16 protein-coding genes, 3 pseudogenes and 1 riboswitch are annotated in these 15,307 nt (G+C 71.4%); of the genes and pseudogenes, 7 read left to right on the top strand and 12 right to left on the bottom strand.

Going from position 1 to position 15,307, the window contains the following annotated elements; translation table 11 throughout:
- Positions 1 to 7 precede the first annotated feature (7 nt).
- Genes ribH through O0235_RS02590 form a run of 4 tightly spaced genes read right to left on the bottom strand, consistent with a single transcriptional unit; the run spans position 8 to position 2,314 of the window.
- Positions 8 to 478, bottom strand: a complete 471-nt coding sequence (gene ribH / locus O0235_RS02605; protein WP_270057001.1) for a 6,7-dimethyl-8-ribityllumazine synthase — start codon at positions 476 to 478, stop codon at positions 8 to 10.
- A complete protein-coding gene (locus O0235_RS02600) occupies positions 475 to 1,722 on the bottom strand; it encodes a bifunctional 3,4-dihydroxy-2-butanone-4-phosphate synthase/GTP cyclohydrolase II (RefSeq protein ID WP_270057000.1) in 1,248 nt (415 codons plus the stop codon). The genes ribH and O0235_RS02600 overlap by 4 nt, the downstream gene beginning before the upstream one ends.
- The gene (locus O0235_RS02595; RefSeq protein WP_270056999.1) at positions 1,719 to 1,973 is read right to left on the bottom strand and encodes a riboflavin synthase family protein; all 255 of its coding nucleotides are present in this window, start codon (positions 1,971 to 1,973) and stop codon (positions 1,719 to 1,721) included. Before O0235_RS02595 ends, O0235_RS02600 begins: the two co-directional genes overlap by 4 nt.
- Positions 1,928 to 2,314 carry a riboflavin synthase gene (locus O0235_RS02590; protein ID WP_270056998.1) on the bottom strand — a complete coding sequence of 129 codons (387 nt, stop codon included), beginning with the start codon at positions 2,312 to 2,314 and terminating at the stop codon, positions 1,928 to 1,930. Before O0235_RS02590 ends, O0235_RS02595 begins: the two co-directional genes overlap by 46 nt.
- A gap of 150 nt (positions 2,315 to 2,464) precedes the next feature.
- Positions 2,465 to 2,596: riboswitch (FMN riboswitch) on the bottom strand.
- A 924-nt stretch (positions 2,597 to 3,520) separates the two neighbouring features.
- On the opposite strand from O0235_RS02590, the gene O0235_RS02585 reads away from it, so the two are divergent.
- Positions 3,521 to 4,315 carry a hypothetical protein gene (locus tag O0235_RS02585; RefSeq protein WP_133117616.1) on the top strand — a complete coding sequence of 265 codons (795 nt, stop codon included), beginning with the start codon at positions 3,521 to 3,523 and terminating at the stop codon, positions 4,313 to 4,315.
- Here the strand turns inward: O0235_RS02585 and O0235_RS02580 are convergent.
- The 3 genes from O0235_RS02580 to O0235_RS02570 all read right to left on the bottom strand — a co-directional run bounded on the left by O0235_RS02580 (position 4,312) and on the right by O0235_RS02570 (position 6,092).
- On the bottom strand, positions 4,312 to 4,464 hold the full coding sequence (locus O0235_RS02580; RefSeq protein ID WP_270056997.1) for a hypothetical protein: 153 nt from the start codon (positions 4,462 to 4,464) through the stop codon (positions 4,312 to 4,314). The two genes, O0235_RS02585 and O0235_RS02580, sit on opposite strands and share 4 nt — an antisense overlap.
- A 29-nt stretch (positions 4,465 to 4,493) precedes the next feature.
- The gene (locus O0235_RS02575; RefSeq protein WP_270056996.1) at positions 4,494 to 4,967 is read right to left on the bottom strand and encodes an exonuclease domain-containing protein; all 474 of its coding nucleotides are present in this window, start codon (positions 4,965 to 4,967) and stop codon (positions 4,494 to 4,496) included.
- A 207-nt stretch (positions 4,968 to 5,174) separates the two neighbouring features.
- Complete coding sequence (locus tag O0235_RS02570; protein ID WP_270056995.1) at positions 5,175 to 6,092, bottom strand: MFS transporter; 918 nt, start codon at positions 6,090 to 6,092, stop codon at positions 5,175 to 5,177.
- Between the two features lie 267 nt (positions 6,093 to 6,359).
- On the opposite strand from O0235_RS02570, the gene O0235_RS15535 reads away from it, so the two are divergent.
- The 3 genes and pseudogenes from O0235_RS15535 (at position 6,360) to O0235_RS02560 (ending at position 9,176) form a co-directional block, all read left to right on the top strand.
- A complete protein-coding gene (locus tag O0235_RS15535; protein WP_373324360.1) occupies positions 6,360 to 6,857 on the top strand; it encodes a PmbA/TldA family metallopeptidase in 498 nt (165 codons plus the stop codon).
- Positions 6,803 to 7,732, top strand: a pseudogene (locus tag O0235_RS15530) (TldD/PmbA family protein); the annotation flags it as partial. The gene O0235_RS15535 and the pseudogene O0235_RS15530, both read left to right, overlap by 55 nt.
- 91 nt (positions 7,733 to 7,823) lie before the next feature.
- Positions 7,824 to 9,176: a TldD/PmbA family protein gene (locus O0235_RS02560; RefSeq protein WP_270056993.1), complete on the top strand. Its 1,353-nt coding sequence runs from the start codon at positions 7,824 to 7,826 to the stop codon at positions 9,174 to 9,176.
- Between the two features lie 72 nt (positions 9,177 to 9,248).
- Here the strand turns inward: O0235_RS02560 and O0235_RS02555 are convergent, their stop codons facing one another.
- The 5 genes from O0235_RS02555 to O0235_RS02535 all read right to left on the bottom strand — a co-directional run bounded on the left by O0235_RS02555 (position 9,249) and on the right by O0235_RS02535 (position 13,143).
- A complete protein-coding gene (locus O0235_RS02555; protein ID WP_270056992.1) occupies positions 9,249 to 10,328 on the bottom strand; it encodes a CAP domain-containing protein in 1,080 nt (359 codons plus the stop codon).
- A 132-nt stretch (positions 10,329 to 10,460) separates the two neighbouring features.
- Positions 10,461 to 10,841, bottom strand: coding sequence for an iron-sulfur cluster assembly scaffold protein (locus O0235_RS02550; RefSeq protein WP_270056991.1), 381 nt, complete (start codon positions 10,839 to 10,841; stop codon positions 10,461 to 10,463).
- Positions 10,842 to 10,857: 16 nt separating this feature from the next.
- The gene (locus O0235_RS02545; protein ID WP_270056990.1) at positions 10,858 to 11,307 is read right to left on the bottom strand and encodes a UbiA prenyltransferase family protein; all 450 of its coding nucleotides are present in this window, start codon (positions 11,305 to 11,307) and stop codon (positions 10,858 to 10,860) included.
- 64 nt (positions 11,308 to 11,371) lie between these two features.
- On the bottom strand, positions 11,372 to 12,256 hold the full coding sequence (locus O0235_RS02540) for a YbaK/EbsC family protein (RefSeq protein ID WP_270056989.1): 885 nt from the start codon (positions 12,254 to 12,256) through the stop codon (positions 11,372 to 11,374).
- Complete coding sequence (locus tag O0235_RS02535; RefSeq protein WP_270056988.1) at positions 12,253 to 13,143, bottom strand: bifunctional 5,10-methylenetetrahydrofolate dehydrogenase/5,10-methenyltetrahydrofolate cyclohydrolase; 891 nt, start codon at positions 13,141 to 13,143, stop codon at positions 12,253 to 12,255. The genes O0235_RS02540 and O0235_RS02535 overlap by 4 nt, the downstream gene beginning before the upstream one ends.
- A gap of 122 nt (positions 13,144 to 13,265) precedes the next feature.
- On the opposite strand from O0235_RS02535, the pseudogene O0235_RS02530 reads away from it, so the two are divergent.
- The 3 genes and pseudogenes from O0235_RS02530 to O0235_RS15520 form a co-directional block, all read left to right on the top strand.
- Positions 13,266 to 14,624: pseudogene (locus tag O0235_RS02530) on the top strand (NAD(P)H-hydrate epimerase); the annotation flags it as partial.
- A gap of 14 nt (positions 14,625 to 14,638) precedes the next feature.
- Positions 14,639 to 14,848 (top strand): annotated as a pseudogene (locus O0235_RS15525) (NAD(P)H-hydrate dehydratase); the annotation flags it as partial.
- Positions 14,754 to 15,278 (top strand): ADP-dependent NAD(P)H-hydrate dehydratase, encoded by a 525-nt coding sequence (locus tag O0235_RS15520; protein ID WP_373324415.1) that lies wholly within the window; start codon positions 14,754 to 14,756, stop codon positions 15,276 to 15,278. The pseudogene O0235_RS15525 and the gene O0235_RS15520, both read left to right, overlap by 95 nt.
- Positions 15,279 to 15,307 lie beyond the last annotated feature (29 nt).

The raw sequence follows: 15,307 nt of genomic DNA, 5'->3' as shown, positions 1-15,307 counted from the left end.
CGCTGCTTCAGGCGGTCAGCAGCTTCCGCAGATTCGCCATCTCGATCGCCGCCTGCGCCGCCTCCTCGCCCTTGTGGCCGTCCTTGCCGCCCGTCCGCGAAAGCGCCTGCTCGACCGTATCCACCGTGAGCACGCCGAAGATGACAGGCACCCCGGTGGACTGCGCCGCCTGCCGGATGCCCTCCGCCGCGCCCCCGGCCACGTACTCGAAGTGCGCCGTCTCGCCGCGGATGACCGCCCCAAGGCAGATGACGGCGTCGAACCGCCCCGACGACGCTGCCCACGTCGCCGCGGTCGGCAGTTCGAACGCCCCCGGCACCCACGCGACCGTCACCGCGTCGTCGGCCAGCCCGCGCTCGCGCAGCACCTTCTCCGCGCCCTCCAGCAGCCGCCGCGTCACGAACTCGTTCCACCGCGACACGACGACGCAGACGCGCAGGCCGGCGCCGTCCAGCGCCCCTTCGAGCACGCGGCTCATACGCCGCCCTCCACGACCAGCGACTCCAGCCCATCGAGCAGGTGGCCCATCCGCTGCCGCTTCGTCTCGAGGTACCGGATGTTGTGCGGGTTCGGCGTCGTCACGATCGGCACCCGCTCCACCACCTCCAGCCCATACGCTTCGAGGCCGGCGCGCTTCGCGGGGTTGTTCGTAATCAGCCGCATCTTGCTCACGCCGATGTCCCGCAGGATCTGCATCCCGATGCCGTAATCCCGCCGGTCCGCCGGGAACCCGAGCGCGAGATTCGCGTCCACCGTGTCCAGCCCGCGCTCCTGCAGCTCATAGGTCCGGAGCTTGTTGTGCAGGCCGATGCCGCGCCCCTCCTGCCGCATGTAGAGGAAGACGCCGCCTTCCTCGGCGATCATCTTCAGCGCCTTCTCCTTCTGCTCCCCGCAGTCGCACCGCAGCGAACCGAAGACGTCGCCCGTCACGCACTGGTCGTGCACGCGCACCAGCGTCGGCTTCTCCGGGTCGATCTCGCCCTTCACCAGCGCGACGTGCTCGTCCGGCTGCCCCTCGGCCTTGTACCCGAGGATCATCATCTCTCCGTAGGGCGTCGGCAGCCGCGTCTCTGCCACCCGCGTCACCAGCCGCTCCGTCCGCAGCCGGTAGCGGATGATGTCGTTCACCGTCACGATGCGCAGCCCGTGACGCCGCGCGAACCGCTTCAGGTCCGGCATCCGCGCCATCTCCCCGTCCATCTTCATGATTTCGCAGATCACCGCCGCCGGGTACAGCCCCGCCAGCTTCGCAAGGTCGACGCTCGCCTCCGTCTGCCCGGCCCGCACGAGCACCCCGCCCTTCCGCGCCCGCAGCGGAAACATATGTCCCGGCCGCGCGAGGTCCTCCGGCCGCGTCGCCGGGTCGATCAGCACCTGCACCGTCCGCGCACGGTCCGCCGCGCTGATCCCCGTCGTCACCCCCGTCCGCGCCTCGACCGAGACCGTGAACGGCGTCCCGAACCCCGACGTGTTCGAACGCGGGTCCACCATCAGCGGCAGCTGCAGCTCATCGCACCGCTCCTCCGTCAGCGAACAGCAAATCAGCCCCCGCCCATACTTCGCCATGAAGTTGATGTGGTCCGGCGTCACGAACTGCGCCGCGATGCAGAGGTCGCCTTCGTTCTCCCGGTCCTCGTCGTCCGTGATGATCACGAACTTCCCGCGCCGGTACTCCTCGACCGCCTCCGGCACCGTCGCCATCACCGGGTCGCGCTCCGTCATTGCCCTGCCTCCTGCGCGCGCGCCTCGAGCAGCGCGTCGATGTAGCGCGCCATGATGTCCGTTTCCGGGTTCACCCGGTCGCCTGGCTTCCGTCCCACGAGGTTCGTGTGCTCCTGCGTGTACTGCACCAGCGAAACCGAGAAGCTCTCCGCGTCCTTCGCGATGATGGTCAGGCTGATGCCGTCGATGCACACCGGCCCCTTCACTACCATGTACCGCAGCAGCTCCCGCGGCGCCCGCACCCGGACCACGACCGCATCACCCTCCGGCGTGAACGAATCGATCGTCCCCGTGCCCTCGACCACCCCCGCACGATGTGCCCGCTCAGGCGGTCTGTCGGGCGGCACGACCGCTCCAGGTTCACCCGGTCCCCGGGCCGCAGCTCACCGAGGTTGCTCCGACGGTACGTCTCCGGCATCAGGTTCGCGAAGAACGTGTCCCCGGCGATCTCCGCCACCGTCAGGTCCACCCCGTTGATGGCAATCGAGTCGCCGAGCTTCGTGTCCTGCAGGATGAGCGGTGCGCGGATGCGCAGCGTCCCCTCGCCCGCCTCCACCACCTCGCCAACCTCTTCGATGATTCCCGTGAACATCAGCCGTGCCCCTCGCCCGCCGGATGGCTGATGTCACCTTGCGCTGCTGCCATCGATGCCTGGCCCCCGGGTCCGTAGTCGCGATCTCCCCGGGGCAGACGGGCATACGACGGCGACCGCCGACCGGCGCCGCGCATAGCGCAGCGCCAGCCCTGTTCTCTCCCATCCGGACTGTTACCGTCGGCCCCGGGATTCCACCGGGTCAGCCCCTCGCCGCGCCAGCGCTCGGGGTCGCGGGCTCTCACCGCCGGTGGGGAATTGCACCCCGCCCCGAGAACATCACCTGTATCGTTCGCCTTGGGCTAAGGGTTGTCAAGGGGCCAGCGCCCGCTGCCGGCGCCCCTCGCTCACCGTTGCCGAGCCCTTGACCCCCCCAATTTGTGGCTAGCATGACGAAAATTATGCACCGGAGGTCGCCCATGAAGCGAGTGGCTGTCATCGTTGCTTGTGCGACAGTCACGCTCGCGTCGTTCACGGCAGAACGGAGCGCTGGGGCACTTGCGACGCAGGTCTGGGTAATGCCAGCCCATCAGAACGGCGGTGCTTCCGTTGCTGATTATGGACTGCATTTCGACGACTACGCGGGCCTCGGAGCCTATGACTACTCTGGGTCGCTCTCGCTTTCAACACCGGTCTACGTCCGGGCGATGGCACCCGTCACGCAGGCGTATCCCGTCCGGTACTGGTACTTCCTTGCCGAGGACTGCCGCGTGCGGGCCCGCATGCAGCGCCTGGTCGCAGGGACCTGGGTCACCGATTACGACCACGACATTGACATCCTTCACGTTTCCACGGCCTCTGTGAGCTCCGGGTACACATCAGCCGTCAGCTCCGCAGGGCAGTGGCTTGCTTCCGTCGTTGCCAATCCGGGGTATTGTGGGACGGCGCGCTCCACCTTCATATGGCCATGCGGCCCTCAGCGTACGTGGCCGTCGTGGATAAGACGGACGACACGTGCTGGGCGAACGGTTCAGAATGTTCGGTAATGGGCGGCAAATCAGTGGGGCTGCATGGACCTTCGGCTACGTCGTGCCCCGGATATCGTGTCGGCTCGACCATCAACCGGTCGGGCGGGGTTGGCTATTCCCCGTCATGGATTCCCTACTCCTGTCAGAACTGGTCCTTACGCTGGCGCTCGCCCGACACGCCAGCGTTCGAAGCACATTGAGCGGCCGGGCAGTGGCGCCCGGCGAAAGGAACCGCGCCATGGCTTCATCGAACATCTCGTGGAGGCACCCCCGGCAGCTTGCGCTGACGGCAGCCGCACTCGCCGCGGTCATCATCGCCGCCGGCGCGCTCCTCTGGAACGCGAGGAGCGGCAGCAGCGAGCAGCCGCCGGTGTCTGCAGCCCCGACGCCTACGCCCGGCCTTCTCTCCGGAGTCCCCGCTGACCCCGTTGGGGCGCTTTCCCGGCTGCAGCAGGAAGCTCCTGCGGCGGCTTCTGCCCTCGATGGGCTCCTCCGCGGCGACCCGGCAGCGACGCTCTCCCGCCTTCGCACCCTGTCGGTCGCCTGCGAAACGATCATGGTGCGCGGCGAAACAGACTGCACGCGCCTCGGCGTGGCCCCCGGCACCGTCATCCGAAAGGTGACGCTCGACCGGCGGCCGAACGGCTTCTGGGCTGATGAAGCCGATGCTCGCAGGGCGGTCGAGTACCTCCTGGCAGGCCCGGTGCCGCGGCTCGACCTCCTCGCCACTATGGCGGATGGCACCACGCTGGCGATCCTCGGGATCGAACCGCGCGACCCGTTCGACGTCCCCGGCGGGCCTGTGCAGGCCTCCCGCCCCGAGAACCGGGTTGCACGCCTCCAGGTTCACATCGCTCCGGACGGGACCATCCTCGGGATCGCTCAGGCCACGTTCTCGACGCCCCCGCTCGAGGTGATCCGCTACGACGAGCACAACGGCATCGGCAGATACACCATCCGCTACGCCTCGCCCGAGCTCCGGCAGCAGGAGGCGGACTTCGCGGCAGGGCTCGCGGACGCCAGCAGGCCTTAGCGTTCCCTCTCGGCCGTCAGCCGGGCGACCCGTTCCACCAGCTTCACGAGCACGTCGTACGTCGCGTAGGCGTCCGCGAGTGCGCCGTGCTCCCCCATCCGCCCGATCCCGAGCCGGTCCGCCACGTGCCCCAGGTTGAACCGGTCCACCTCGCCGTTCCCCTTCAGCAGCGCCCGCGCTATCGCCTGTACGTCGATCGCCGCCAGTGCGAACGGCCACGGCTCCCCAGCTGCCGGAACGCCTCGCTCAGGAAGGCAAGGTCCTGCGCCATCCCCCAGCCGGTGAGCACGGCGTCGCGCCCCGTCCCGGCGAACCGGTCCATCGCCGCCTCGAGGTCCAGCGCCGTCCTCCACTCCTTCGGCGAATAGCCGACCACTTTCAGCGCCGCCGGCACCGCGTTTCCGATCCGCTTCGGCCGCACCCGCGCGCTCCACGACTCCTCCTCCGGCAATCCCGGCGCCAGCGCCGCCCGCACCCCGGCGATGTCGAGAATCTCGTGCACCTGCGGGTTCGGCCCCGACATCTCCAGGTCCACCACGTACAGCGCTGCTGCGGCGGCGAGGTCAGCGAGTTCCGCCGGTTCGCCCGTCGGCCGTCCCTCCGCATCCAGCCGCCGGAGCCCCATCGACAGGACCGACTGCAGCGCCTCCATCCCCTATACCCTCCGCAGCTCCCGGCTCCCCACGGCCAGCGCCAGCGTCAGCCCCGCCGCAGCCAGCATCCACGCCAGCACCGTGTGCGGCGCGCCCACCGGTCAATCATTGCCCCCATCAGCAGTCCTGCGAACGGCGTGAGCCCCACGTCACCGTCTGCAGCGCCACCACCCGCGAGCGGAACTCCGGCGCCGCCTTCATCTGCATCAGCGATGCATTGAACGCCGCGTAGATGCTGTGGAACACCCCGCCACCACCAGCGCCCCGACTGCCAGCCACAGGTGCCGCGCGAAGGTGAACGACGCCACCGAAAGGCAGTAGAACAGGCAGGTCCACATCATCGGCGGGCCCAGCCGCGGCCGGTTCGAGGTCGCCGCCACGATCGCCCCGCCCGCCAGCGACCCCAGCCCCACGGCCCCCGCGAGGAAGCCGTACGCCTCCGCGCCTTCGTGCAGCACGTCCTTCGCGAACACCGGCAGGAAGCTCACGTACGGGTAGACGAGCACGCTCGGCAGCACCGCCATCCCCACGATGAGCGTCATCCGCCGGTCGCGCAGCACGTACGCCAGCCCCCGCCCGACGCTCACGAACGCGTTTTCCTTCGCCTCCCGGAGCTCCGGCTCGAACCGCGGCAGCCGCGCCGTCAGCGCCAGCGACACGACGAGGCAGCCCGCCTGCACTTCGAACGTCCCCTGCGTGCCGATGAGCCCGATGAGCGCCCCGCCGATCGCCGGCCCGATGACCCGCATCGCGTTCCCGCCCAGCGCGTTCAGCGCCACCGCGTTCGTCATCTCCTCCGGCCCTACGGTATCGAACACGAGCAGGCTCCGGATCGGCCCCGCCAGCGCCTCGACGATGCCCGCCAGCGCCGCCAGCACGTACACCATCCACAGCTCGATGTGCCCCGTGCCGACCAGCACCGCCAGCAGCACGGCGATCGCCGCGCTCACCGCCGTGTACACCATCAGCAGGCTCCGCCGCTCGTACCGCGCCGCGAACACCCCGCCGAACGGCGATACCAGCACGAGGAACGCCCCCGCAGCAGCGCTACCACCGCGAGGTTCGTCGCCGAACCGCCGAGGTCGTTCACCACCAGCCAGCCCTGCCCGATCGTCTGCACCCACGACCCGACCTGCAGCGCCATCGTCGAGAAGAGCAGGACGCGGAAATCGCGGTGCCGGAGCGAGGCCAGCGGCCGGCCGGGCGCAGTCAGCCCCCCGCCCGGGGGCTCCGTTCGGCCGCAGGAACAGCACCGGAGGACAAGCGAAAGCTCCGGGCGCAGGGGCGCCCTGTCGTTCGATCCTGCACAATCACCGGCCAACGCTCCACCCTTCCCGTCCCCCGCCCCCGGCCTGTTACGATCGAATCACCGTCACAGGAGCCGACCCGTCATGTCCGACCCCGCCCTTGCCGCACTCCAGTTTTTCCGCGACCGCTTCGCCATCGACCCCTCGGTCACGTCGAGCCTCCTCTCCGTCGCCCTCTCCCGCGGCGGCGACTTCGCCGAGCTCTACTTCGAACACCGCACCAACAGCGCCATCACGTGGGAGGACCAGCGCGTCAAGTCCGCCACCCGCACTGTCTCGCAGGGGCTCGGCATCCGCGTCGTCCGCGGCGATGCCATCGGCTACGCCTACACCGAATCGTTCGAGTTCGAAGCCATGCGCCGCGCCGCTGAAACTGCCGCCCGCATCTCCGCCGGCGAACGCACCGCCCCGCCCATCGACGCCACCCCTTCCTCTCCGGCGCGACGTACTACGACATCGACCATCCCCTTGCCGCCGAGCCGGCCGCCGCCAAGGTCGCCCTCCTCGAACGCGCCGACCGCGCCGCCCGGGCCTTCGACCCCTCCATCGCCCGCCTCGATGCCTCCATCGGCGACGAGCTGAAGTACATCCTCATCGCCCGCAGCGACGGCAAGATCGTCGGCGACGTCCAGCCCCTCATCCGCTTCAACGTCTCCGCCCTCTCCCAGCGCGGCGAAAGCCGGCAGGTCGCCCGGCAGGGCGGCGGCGGCCGCATGGGCATCGAATACTTCGACCGCGTCACGACCCCCGAGGAGCTCGCGCGCGAAGCCGCCCGCCAGGCCGTCCTCCAGCAGGACGCCCCGGAGGCCCCCGCCGGCACCCTCCCCGTCGTCCTCGCCGCCGGCGACAGCGGCGTCCTCCTCCACGAAGCCGTCGGCCACGGCCTCGAAGCCGACTTCAACCGCAAGGGCACGAGCAACTACACCGGCCGCATCGGCCAGCCCGTCGCGAGCCCCCTCGTCACCGTCGTCGATGACGGCACCATCGCCGCCTCCCGCGGCTCCATCAACGTCGATGACGAAGGCAACCCCTCCGGCCGCAACGTCCTCATCGAAAACGGTGTCCTGCGCGCCTACCTCCAGGACGAAATCTCCGCCCGCCACTTCGGCGTCGCGCCTTCCGGCTCCGGCCGCCGCCAGTCCTTCAAGGACTACGTCATGCCCCGCATGACCAATACCTTCATGCTCCCCGGCGAGGACACCCCGGAGGACATCATCCGCTCCGTCGACCGCGGCATCTACGCCGTCTCCTACTCCGGCGGCCAGGTCAATATCTCCAACGGCGATTTCGTCTTCTCCGTCACCGAGGCCTACCTCATCGAGCACGGCCGGGTCACCGCGCCCCTCAAGAACGTCATGCTCATCGGCAACGGCCCCGACGTCCTCTCGAAAGTCACCCGCGTCGCCAACGACTACCGCCTCTCCGACGGCCGCTGGACCTGCGGCAAGGACGGCCAGTCCGTCCCCGTCGGCGTCGGCATGCCGACCGTCCTCGTGTCCGGCATCACCGTCGGGGGACGAAGCTGTGACCGCCCGCGCCGCCGAAGGCGTGTCCGCGCTCGACATCGCCCGCCGCGCCGTCCAGCTCGCACGCCGCGCCGGCGCCGAGCAGTGCGACGCGATCGTCGTCGCCGGCAGCGAAAGCACGGTCACCGTCCGCCTCGGCGAGATCGAGAAGCTCATCGAAGCCGGATCCATCGGCCTCGGCCTCCGCGTCATCCAGGGCGGCCGCACCGCGATCTGCGCCACTTCCGACCTCGCCCCCGACGCCCTCGAGCGCTTCGCCGCCGAGACCGTCGAACTCGCCGCTATCAGCGCCCCGGACGACTACGCCGGCCTGCCCGAACCAGGCCTCTTCGGGACCGCGCGCGATGCCGCCGCGCTCGGCCTCTACGACGAGCTCATCGAAGCCCTCTCGCCCGACGAGAAGATCCGCCTCGCGCGCGAATGCGAGGCCGCGGCCCTTGCAGCCGACCGCCGCATCACCAACACCGACGGCGCCACCCTCTCGACCCGCGTCGGCGAAGTCGCCCTCGTCAACTCCCTCGGCTTCGAAGGAAGCTACCCGGCCACCTCCATCTCGCTCGTCGCCGAGGCGATCGCCGACGATGCCGACGGGAAGAAGCGCCCCGGCTACTGGTTCTCCGCTGAGCGCTCCCTCTCCCGCCTCGGCGACCCCGCGGAGGTCGGCCGCATCGCCGCCCGCCGCGCTGTCGACCAGCTCGGCGCCCGCAAGCCCGCCACCGCCCGCGTCCCCGTCGTCTTCGAACCGATGATGGCCGTCTCGCTCCTCGGCCATCTCGCTGCCTGCGCCACCGGCGACGCCCTCTACCGCGGCGCCACCTTCCTCGCCGGCCGCGAAGGCCAGCCGCTCGCCTCGCCCCTCGTCACCATCGTCGATGACCCGCTCCTGCCCGGCCGCTTCGGCACGCGCCCCTTCGACGGCGAAGGCGTCGCCGCCCGCCGCAACGTGCTCGTCCAGTCCGGCCGCTTCGAAGGCTTCCTCTTCGACTGCTACACCGCCCGCCGCCTCGGCCGGGCCACCACCGGCAGCGCCGTGCGCGGCCTCGAATCCGCGCCTGCGCCGTCCTCGTCCAACCTCGTCCTCGAACCCGGGAGCCTCGAGCCGGCCGACATCCTCCGCGGCATCCCGCAGGGCCTCTACGTCACCGCGCTCATGGGCGCCGGCTTCAACCCGGCCACCGGCGACTACTCCCGGGGCGCAGCCGGCTTCTGGATCGAAGACGACCAGCTCGCCTACCCCGTCTCCGAGGTCAACGTCTCCGGCAACCTCGCGCAGATGCTCGCCGACATCGACGCGGTGGGCAGCGACCTCGCCTGGTTCGGCGCTGCCGCTGCCCCCACCGTCCGCATCCGTGAGATGACCGTCTCCGGCCGCTGACCGCTCAGGGGATGGCGATCTGCGCCTGTCCCCGCGCGATGACCCAGTACGCCGCGCCCGTCCGCAGCTGTGTCAGCGTGTTGAGGTACCCCGGCATCCCCGGCAGGTACCGGCGCCAGCTGCCCGTCGACGGGTCCCATTCGTACACCACGGCCACGTTGCTGTTCGGCCCGAACACCTGCGCCGGCGGCACGTTCCCGCCCGGCCACGCCACCAGGTTCGCCCCCGGCGAGAGCGGCAGCGAAGGCGCTCCTGGCCGCCCGCCGGCGTCGGTGTCGGCGTCCGCGTCGGCGTGGCCGTGGCGGTCGGCGTCGGCGTCGGCGTGTTCGTCCGCGTCGGCGTGGGCGTCGGTGTGTTCGTCGGCGGCAACGGCGGCATCGGCGGCGCACCCGAGCCCTGCGCCTGCGTCGGCGTCGGGGTGGGCGTCGCCGTCGGCGGCATCGTCGGGCTCGGCGAGGGCGACGGTGAAGGCGACGGCTGCGCGCTCTGCGTCGGGGTCGGTGTGGGCGTCGGCGTCCGCGTCGGCGTCGCGGTGGGCGTCGGCGTGTTCGTCGGCGAGGGCGTATTCGTCGGCGTGTTCGTCGGCTGGCCGCTGCTCCCGCCGCCGCCCGTGCCGTCGTTCGTCGCCCCGAAGTTCGTCGCCCAGTACCAGCCGTAGGGCGAGCCCGCCCGGTAGTACCGCGCGATGCCGATCTGCTGGTAGAAGCCGGTCAGCATGTTCTGGTTGTGCCCCGGCGAAGCCCGCCACGCATCGAAAGCCGCCTGCGCCGAAGACCACGTCGTCCCCGCGGCGAGGTTCTCGCCCGCGCCCGTCGGGTAGCCGCAGTCGATCGCCCGCTGGAACGGCGACCGCCCGAGGCTGTCCGTGTGCGAGAAGTACCCCTTCGTCGCCATGTCCTCCACCATCCACGCCGCCGCCCGGTTGAGGTTCGTCGAAATCGTCAGCGGGGCCAGCCCGTTCTGCTGCCGGTACTGGTTGATGAGCACCAGGAACTGCTGCTCCTCGCTGTCGAGCGCATCGTGCGTCACCGAGCAGTTCGTCAGCGCCTCGGCGCGCCGGTCCGCGCCCATCGTCAGCGCCAGCGCGGCCAGCACCGCCCCCGCCAGCGCCATCCAGAGCGGCATCGTCGTCTGTCGTACCCCTGCAGCCATGTCATCCCCCGGGCCCGCGGATGCCTGGTGGGCCCGGTTGGAAGTTCGGCCGAACAGGGGAACCATCCGGTGGACGGCGCGTTGAACCGCCGGAACGATCCGGGACGTGCGGGAATTCCCCGATGCCGCGCGCTACCGCTTCGCTAGCTTCGCCTCGTAATCCGCGATGGCTGCCTTGAGCGCGTCCGCCGCCAGCACGCTGCAGTGCACCTTATCCCGCGGCAGCCCGCCCATCGCCTCCGCGATCGCCTCCCGCGTCAGCCCCCGCACCGCCTCCAGCGTCCACCCCGTCACCAGCTCGCTCGCGAACGAACTCGTCGCAATCGCCGCCGGGCAGCCCCGTGTTTGCCACCGCACCGCTGCGATGCGCCCGTCCGCCACCCGGATCATCACCCGCATCCGGTCGCCGCAGACCGGGTTCGAACGCTCGCCCTCGCCGTCGGCGCCCTCCAGCACCCCGGCGTTTCTCGGGTGCTCGAAATGGTCGCGAACCAGCTCGGAATACCCTGCCATCGGCTCCCCGCCCATCCTAGCGGTGCGCCACCAGCACCGCGAGGGCCGTCGCCGTGAACCCCGCGACCGCCAGCAGCACCTGCGGGTCCGTGAACAGCACCCGGTCCGGCGCCTCCGCCTGCCGCGGCCCGCTCATCAGCAGCAGGAACCGGAACAGCCCGAACGCGACGAACGGGATCGTCAGCGCCATCGAGCCGTCGGCCGGCACCCGCGCCGACTCGATCGTATAGAGCGAGTAGCTGAGCAGCGCCCCCGCCGCGCTCACGCCGAGCATCAGCTCCAGCACCTCCGCGTTGTAGGCCGCCAGCGACGGGCGGTGCTTCGCCGCCTCCGGGCCCAGCTGCCGGAACTCCGCCCACCGCTTCGTCGTGGCCACGAAGAAGGCTGCGAAGCTCGAACACACGTACAGCCACGGGCTGATGTCGACTTCGATCGCCGCCGCCCCGCTCACGGCGCGCCCCACCACCCCGCGCTCAGCAGCAGGATGTCCAGGATGGCGACCCGCTTCAGCCCGAGAGAGTACAGGGCCATCAGCGCGACGTAGCCCCCAGCACCAGCCCCGCCACCGGGTCGAGCGCGAACGCCCCCGGGACGCTCGCCGCGGTCAGCACCCCTGCAGCGGCGAGTGCCGTGCCGGTGTTCACCCGCCCGCTCGCGATCGGCCGCAGCCGCTTCCGCGGGTGCAGGCGGTCCGCTTCCCGGTCCCGGACGTCGTTCAGCAGGTACGTCGCCGAGGCAGCGAGGCACCACATGCCGAACAGCACCAGCGACCGCCAGAGCAGCGGCCACCAGCTCTCCGGGTCGCCCGGCGTCCACGCCTCCCCGCGCTGAACACGAACGCCGCAAAGACGACGGCGTTCTTCGGCCACTGGTACGGCCGCATCGCCATGAGCAGGGGCATGGGGCCCCCGGCCCGTTCGGCCTGTGCCGCCGCGCTCATTCGCGCTCCCGGCTGATGCGCGCCCACTGCCCGCCGATCGCCGCCGCGAGCCGCTCGACGTTGGCTTCGAACACCGCGTTCGGCGCCCCGCAGCGGCCCACACCGTCTCGAACCGCCGCAGCGAGTCGTCCACCACCACATCCGCCCCGGCGGGCCAGCCGACCGGCGCCACGCCCCCGACCTCGTAGCCGGTGTGCGCCCGCACCTCCTCCGGCGAGCCCATTTTCAGCCGCTTCCGGCCGACCCCGAGGATTTGCGCGAGCGCCCCGGTGTCCACCTGCCGGTCCCCCGCCGCGAGCACCATCGTCGGCCGCCCGTCGGCGAGGAAGAACAGCGTCTTCACGATCTGCCCCGCTTCGCACCCGACAGCCGCCGCCGCCTCCTCCGCCGTGGCGGTGCTCGCTTCGAACACCCGCACCTCGCCGGGCAGCCCGAGCGCGCGCAGCGCCGCGGCCACCCGCTCGGGCGGTGTCACGCCCGCCCCTCCAGCGCCCGCCGCGCGGCCCGCACCGTGTTCACCAGCAGCATCGCCACCGTCATCGGCCCCACGCCGCCCGTGTACGGCGTCACCTGGCTCGCCACCTCCCGAACGTCCAGCGCCGCATCGCCGACGAGCCGGTAGCCGCTCGGCCGGTCCGGCGCGTCCACCCGGTTCACCCCCACGTCGATGACCACCGCGCCCGGTTTCACCATCTCCTTCGTCAGGGTCCCCGCCCGGCCCGCGGCCATCACGATGATGTCGGCCCGCCGCGTGTGCTCGGCGAGGTCCGGCGTCGCCGTATGGCAGATGGTCACCGTCGCGTTGCCGCCCCGCGCCTTGTTCGAAAGCAGCACCGCCAGCGGCCGCCCGACCAGCGTGCTCCGGCCTACGACCACCACGTGCTTTCCCGCCGGGTCGTTCCCGGTCCGCAGCAGCAGCTCCACCACCCCGTGCGGCGTGCACGGGATCGCCCCGTCGAGCTCGCCCCGGAGCAGCTTGCCGAGGTTCACCGGGTGGAGCCCATCGGCGTCCTTCGCCGGGTCCATCGCATCGATGACCCGCAGCTCGTTCACCTGCGGCGGCAGCGGCAGCTGCGGCAGGATGGCGTGGAACCGCGCGTCCGCGTTCAGCAGCCGGATGAGCGCGACGACCTCCGCCTCCGTCGCCGTTGCCGGGAGCCGGAACGTCTCCGAGAAGATGCCGGCTTCCGCGCACGCCTTCGTCTTCATTGAGACATAACTGATCGACGCGGCGTTGTCGCCAACGATGATCGCCGCCAGCCCCGGGGTCACCCCTGCGGCCCGCAGCTCCGCCGCCTCGCGCGCCACCTCCGCGCGGATCTCCGCGGCAATCGCCGCCCCGTCGATGAGCTTCGCCGGCATGCGCGTAGCGTAGCCGGGAACCTCTCTCCGGGCCAAAGCCGGCCCGGCCACGCGCCAATCTCCGCCCTCGCGTACGATCCGCGCAGCACAGTCATCCACCCTGCACGAACAGGCTGATTCTCATGTCCGACGACACCGCGCCGCCGCGCCCGCGCAAGTTCGCCCACGGCATCGACGTCATCGAAACCCACCGCATCGCCGACGTCATCCGCCGCCACGGCGACCGCTTCCTCAACCGCGTCTACACGCCCGACGAAATCGCCCACTGCCGCGGCCGCATCCCGGAGCTCGCCGTCCGCTTCGCCGCGAAAGAAGCCGTGATGAAAGCCCTCGGCACCGGCATCCGCGGCGTCGGCTGGAAAGACATCGAGATCCTCCCCAACCGGCGCGGCAAGCCGCTCGTCTTCCTCTACGGCCGCGGCGCCAAGCGCGCCGAGGAGATCGAACTCCGCGGCCTCGAAATCTCCATGACCCACCTCGCCGACCTCGCCATGGCCTCCGTCGTCGGCGAGCGCGCCTCACCGAGGCCGAAGACACCCGCGGCGCGGCGACAACGCCCTCCGCCTCATCCGGGAGAAAGGCCTCCGATGAAGCTCGTCACCGCCGCCGAAATGCGCCAGCTCGAAGCCGCGGCCATCGCCGCCGGCTCCAGCGAGGCCCAGCTCATGGAGGAAGCCGGCCTCGCCGTCGCCCAGGAATCCTGGATGCTCCTCGGCACCCTCGAAGGCCGCCGCATCCTCGTCCTCGCCGGCCCCGGCAACAACGGCGGCGATGGCCTCGTCGCCGCCCGCCACCTCTACGACTGGGGTGCCGAGGTCGCCGTCTACCTTCCCGCCGGCCACCGCGATGAATCCCGGTGCGACGAACTCCGCGCGCGCGAGGTCCCCCTCCTCATGGGCGAGGACGACCCCGATGGCGCACAGCTCCGCGCCCGGCTCGAAGCCGCCGACCTCGTCATCGATGCCCTCTTCGGCATCGGCCAGCGCCTCCCGCTCGACCCGGCCAGCCCGGTCGGCCGCGCCCTCGCCGCCCTCTCCGCCGTCCGCGCCGGCTCCTACCAGCCCCCGAAAGTCGTCGCCGTCGACCTCCCCACCGGCCTCGACAGCGACTCCGGCGCCGTCGACCCGCTCCTCGTCGTGCCCGACATGACCGTGACCTTCGGCCTGCCGAAGGTCGGGATGTACCAGGCGCCCGGCAGCGACGCCGTCGGACGCGTCCAGGTCATCGACATCGGCATCCCGAAAGAGGCCCTCAACGCCGTCGCCCTCGAACTCATCACCTCCCGCTGGGTCCGCCAGCACCTCCCCGCCCGCCCGGCTGACGCCAACAAGGGCACGTTCGGCCGCGTCCTCGTCGTCGGCGGGTCCAGCCGCTACCGCGGGGCAGTCCTGCTCGCCGCCCGCGGCGCCTACCGCGCCGGCGCCGGGCTCGTCACCATCGCCGCAGCCGAAGATCTCGCGGCCGGCCTCGCCCCGGCGCTCCCGGAAGCCACCGGCTGCCGCTGCCCGCCGCCCCGGGAGGCACCATCGCCGCCGAGGCTGCGCCGGCGCTCCGCCCGGAGTGGTCCGCCGCCCGTGCGGCCGTCATCGGCCCCGGCCTCGCCCTCGCCGATGACACCCGCGCGTTCACCTGGGCCGCCCTCCCCGATACCGCCGATTGCCCCGGCGGCGTCGTCATCGACGCCGATGCGCTCAACGCCCTCGCCGCCATGGACGACGCCCCGGCCCGGCTCCACCCGCGGGCCATCCTCACCCCCACCCCGGCGAGATGGCGCGGCTCCTCCGCACCACCATCCCCGAAGTCCAGCGCGACCGTCTCGGCGCCGCCCGCACGGCCGCCGCGCGCTCGGCTGCGTCGTCGTCCTCAAAGGCGCCCACACCGTCGTCGCCGAACCCGGCGGCGCCGCCGCCCTCTGTCCGTTCGCGAATCCCCTCCTCGCGACCGCCGGCAGCGGCGACGTCCTCGCCGGCATCATCGCCGGCTACCTCGCGCAGGGCGCGGACCCCTTCACCGCCGCCCGCCTCGGCGTCTACCTCCACGCTGCCGTCGCCGAGGCCGCCGAACCCGAGTTCGGCCGCGCCGGCCTCCTCGCCGGCGACATCGCCGACCGCCTCCCCGTGTCGTCCGGGACCTAACCCAATCCTGATGTACACTCAGGGCAACC

It is taken from the genome of Tepidiforma flava, assembly GCF_027594505.1.
Classification (GTDB): domain Bacteria; phylum Chloroflexota; class Dehalococcoidia; order Tepidiformales; family Tepidiformaceae; genus Tepidiforma; species Tepidiforma flava.
This window is presented reverse-complemented; position numbering and strand designations above follow the sequence as displayed.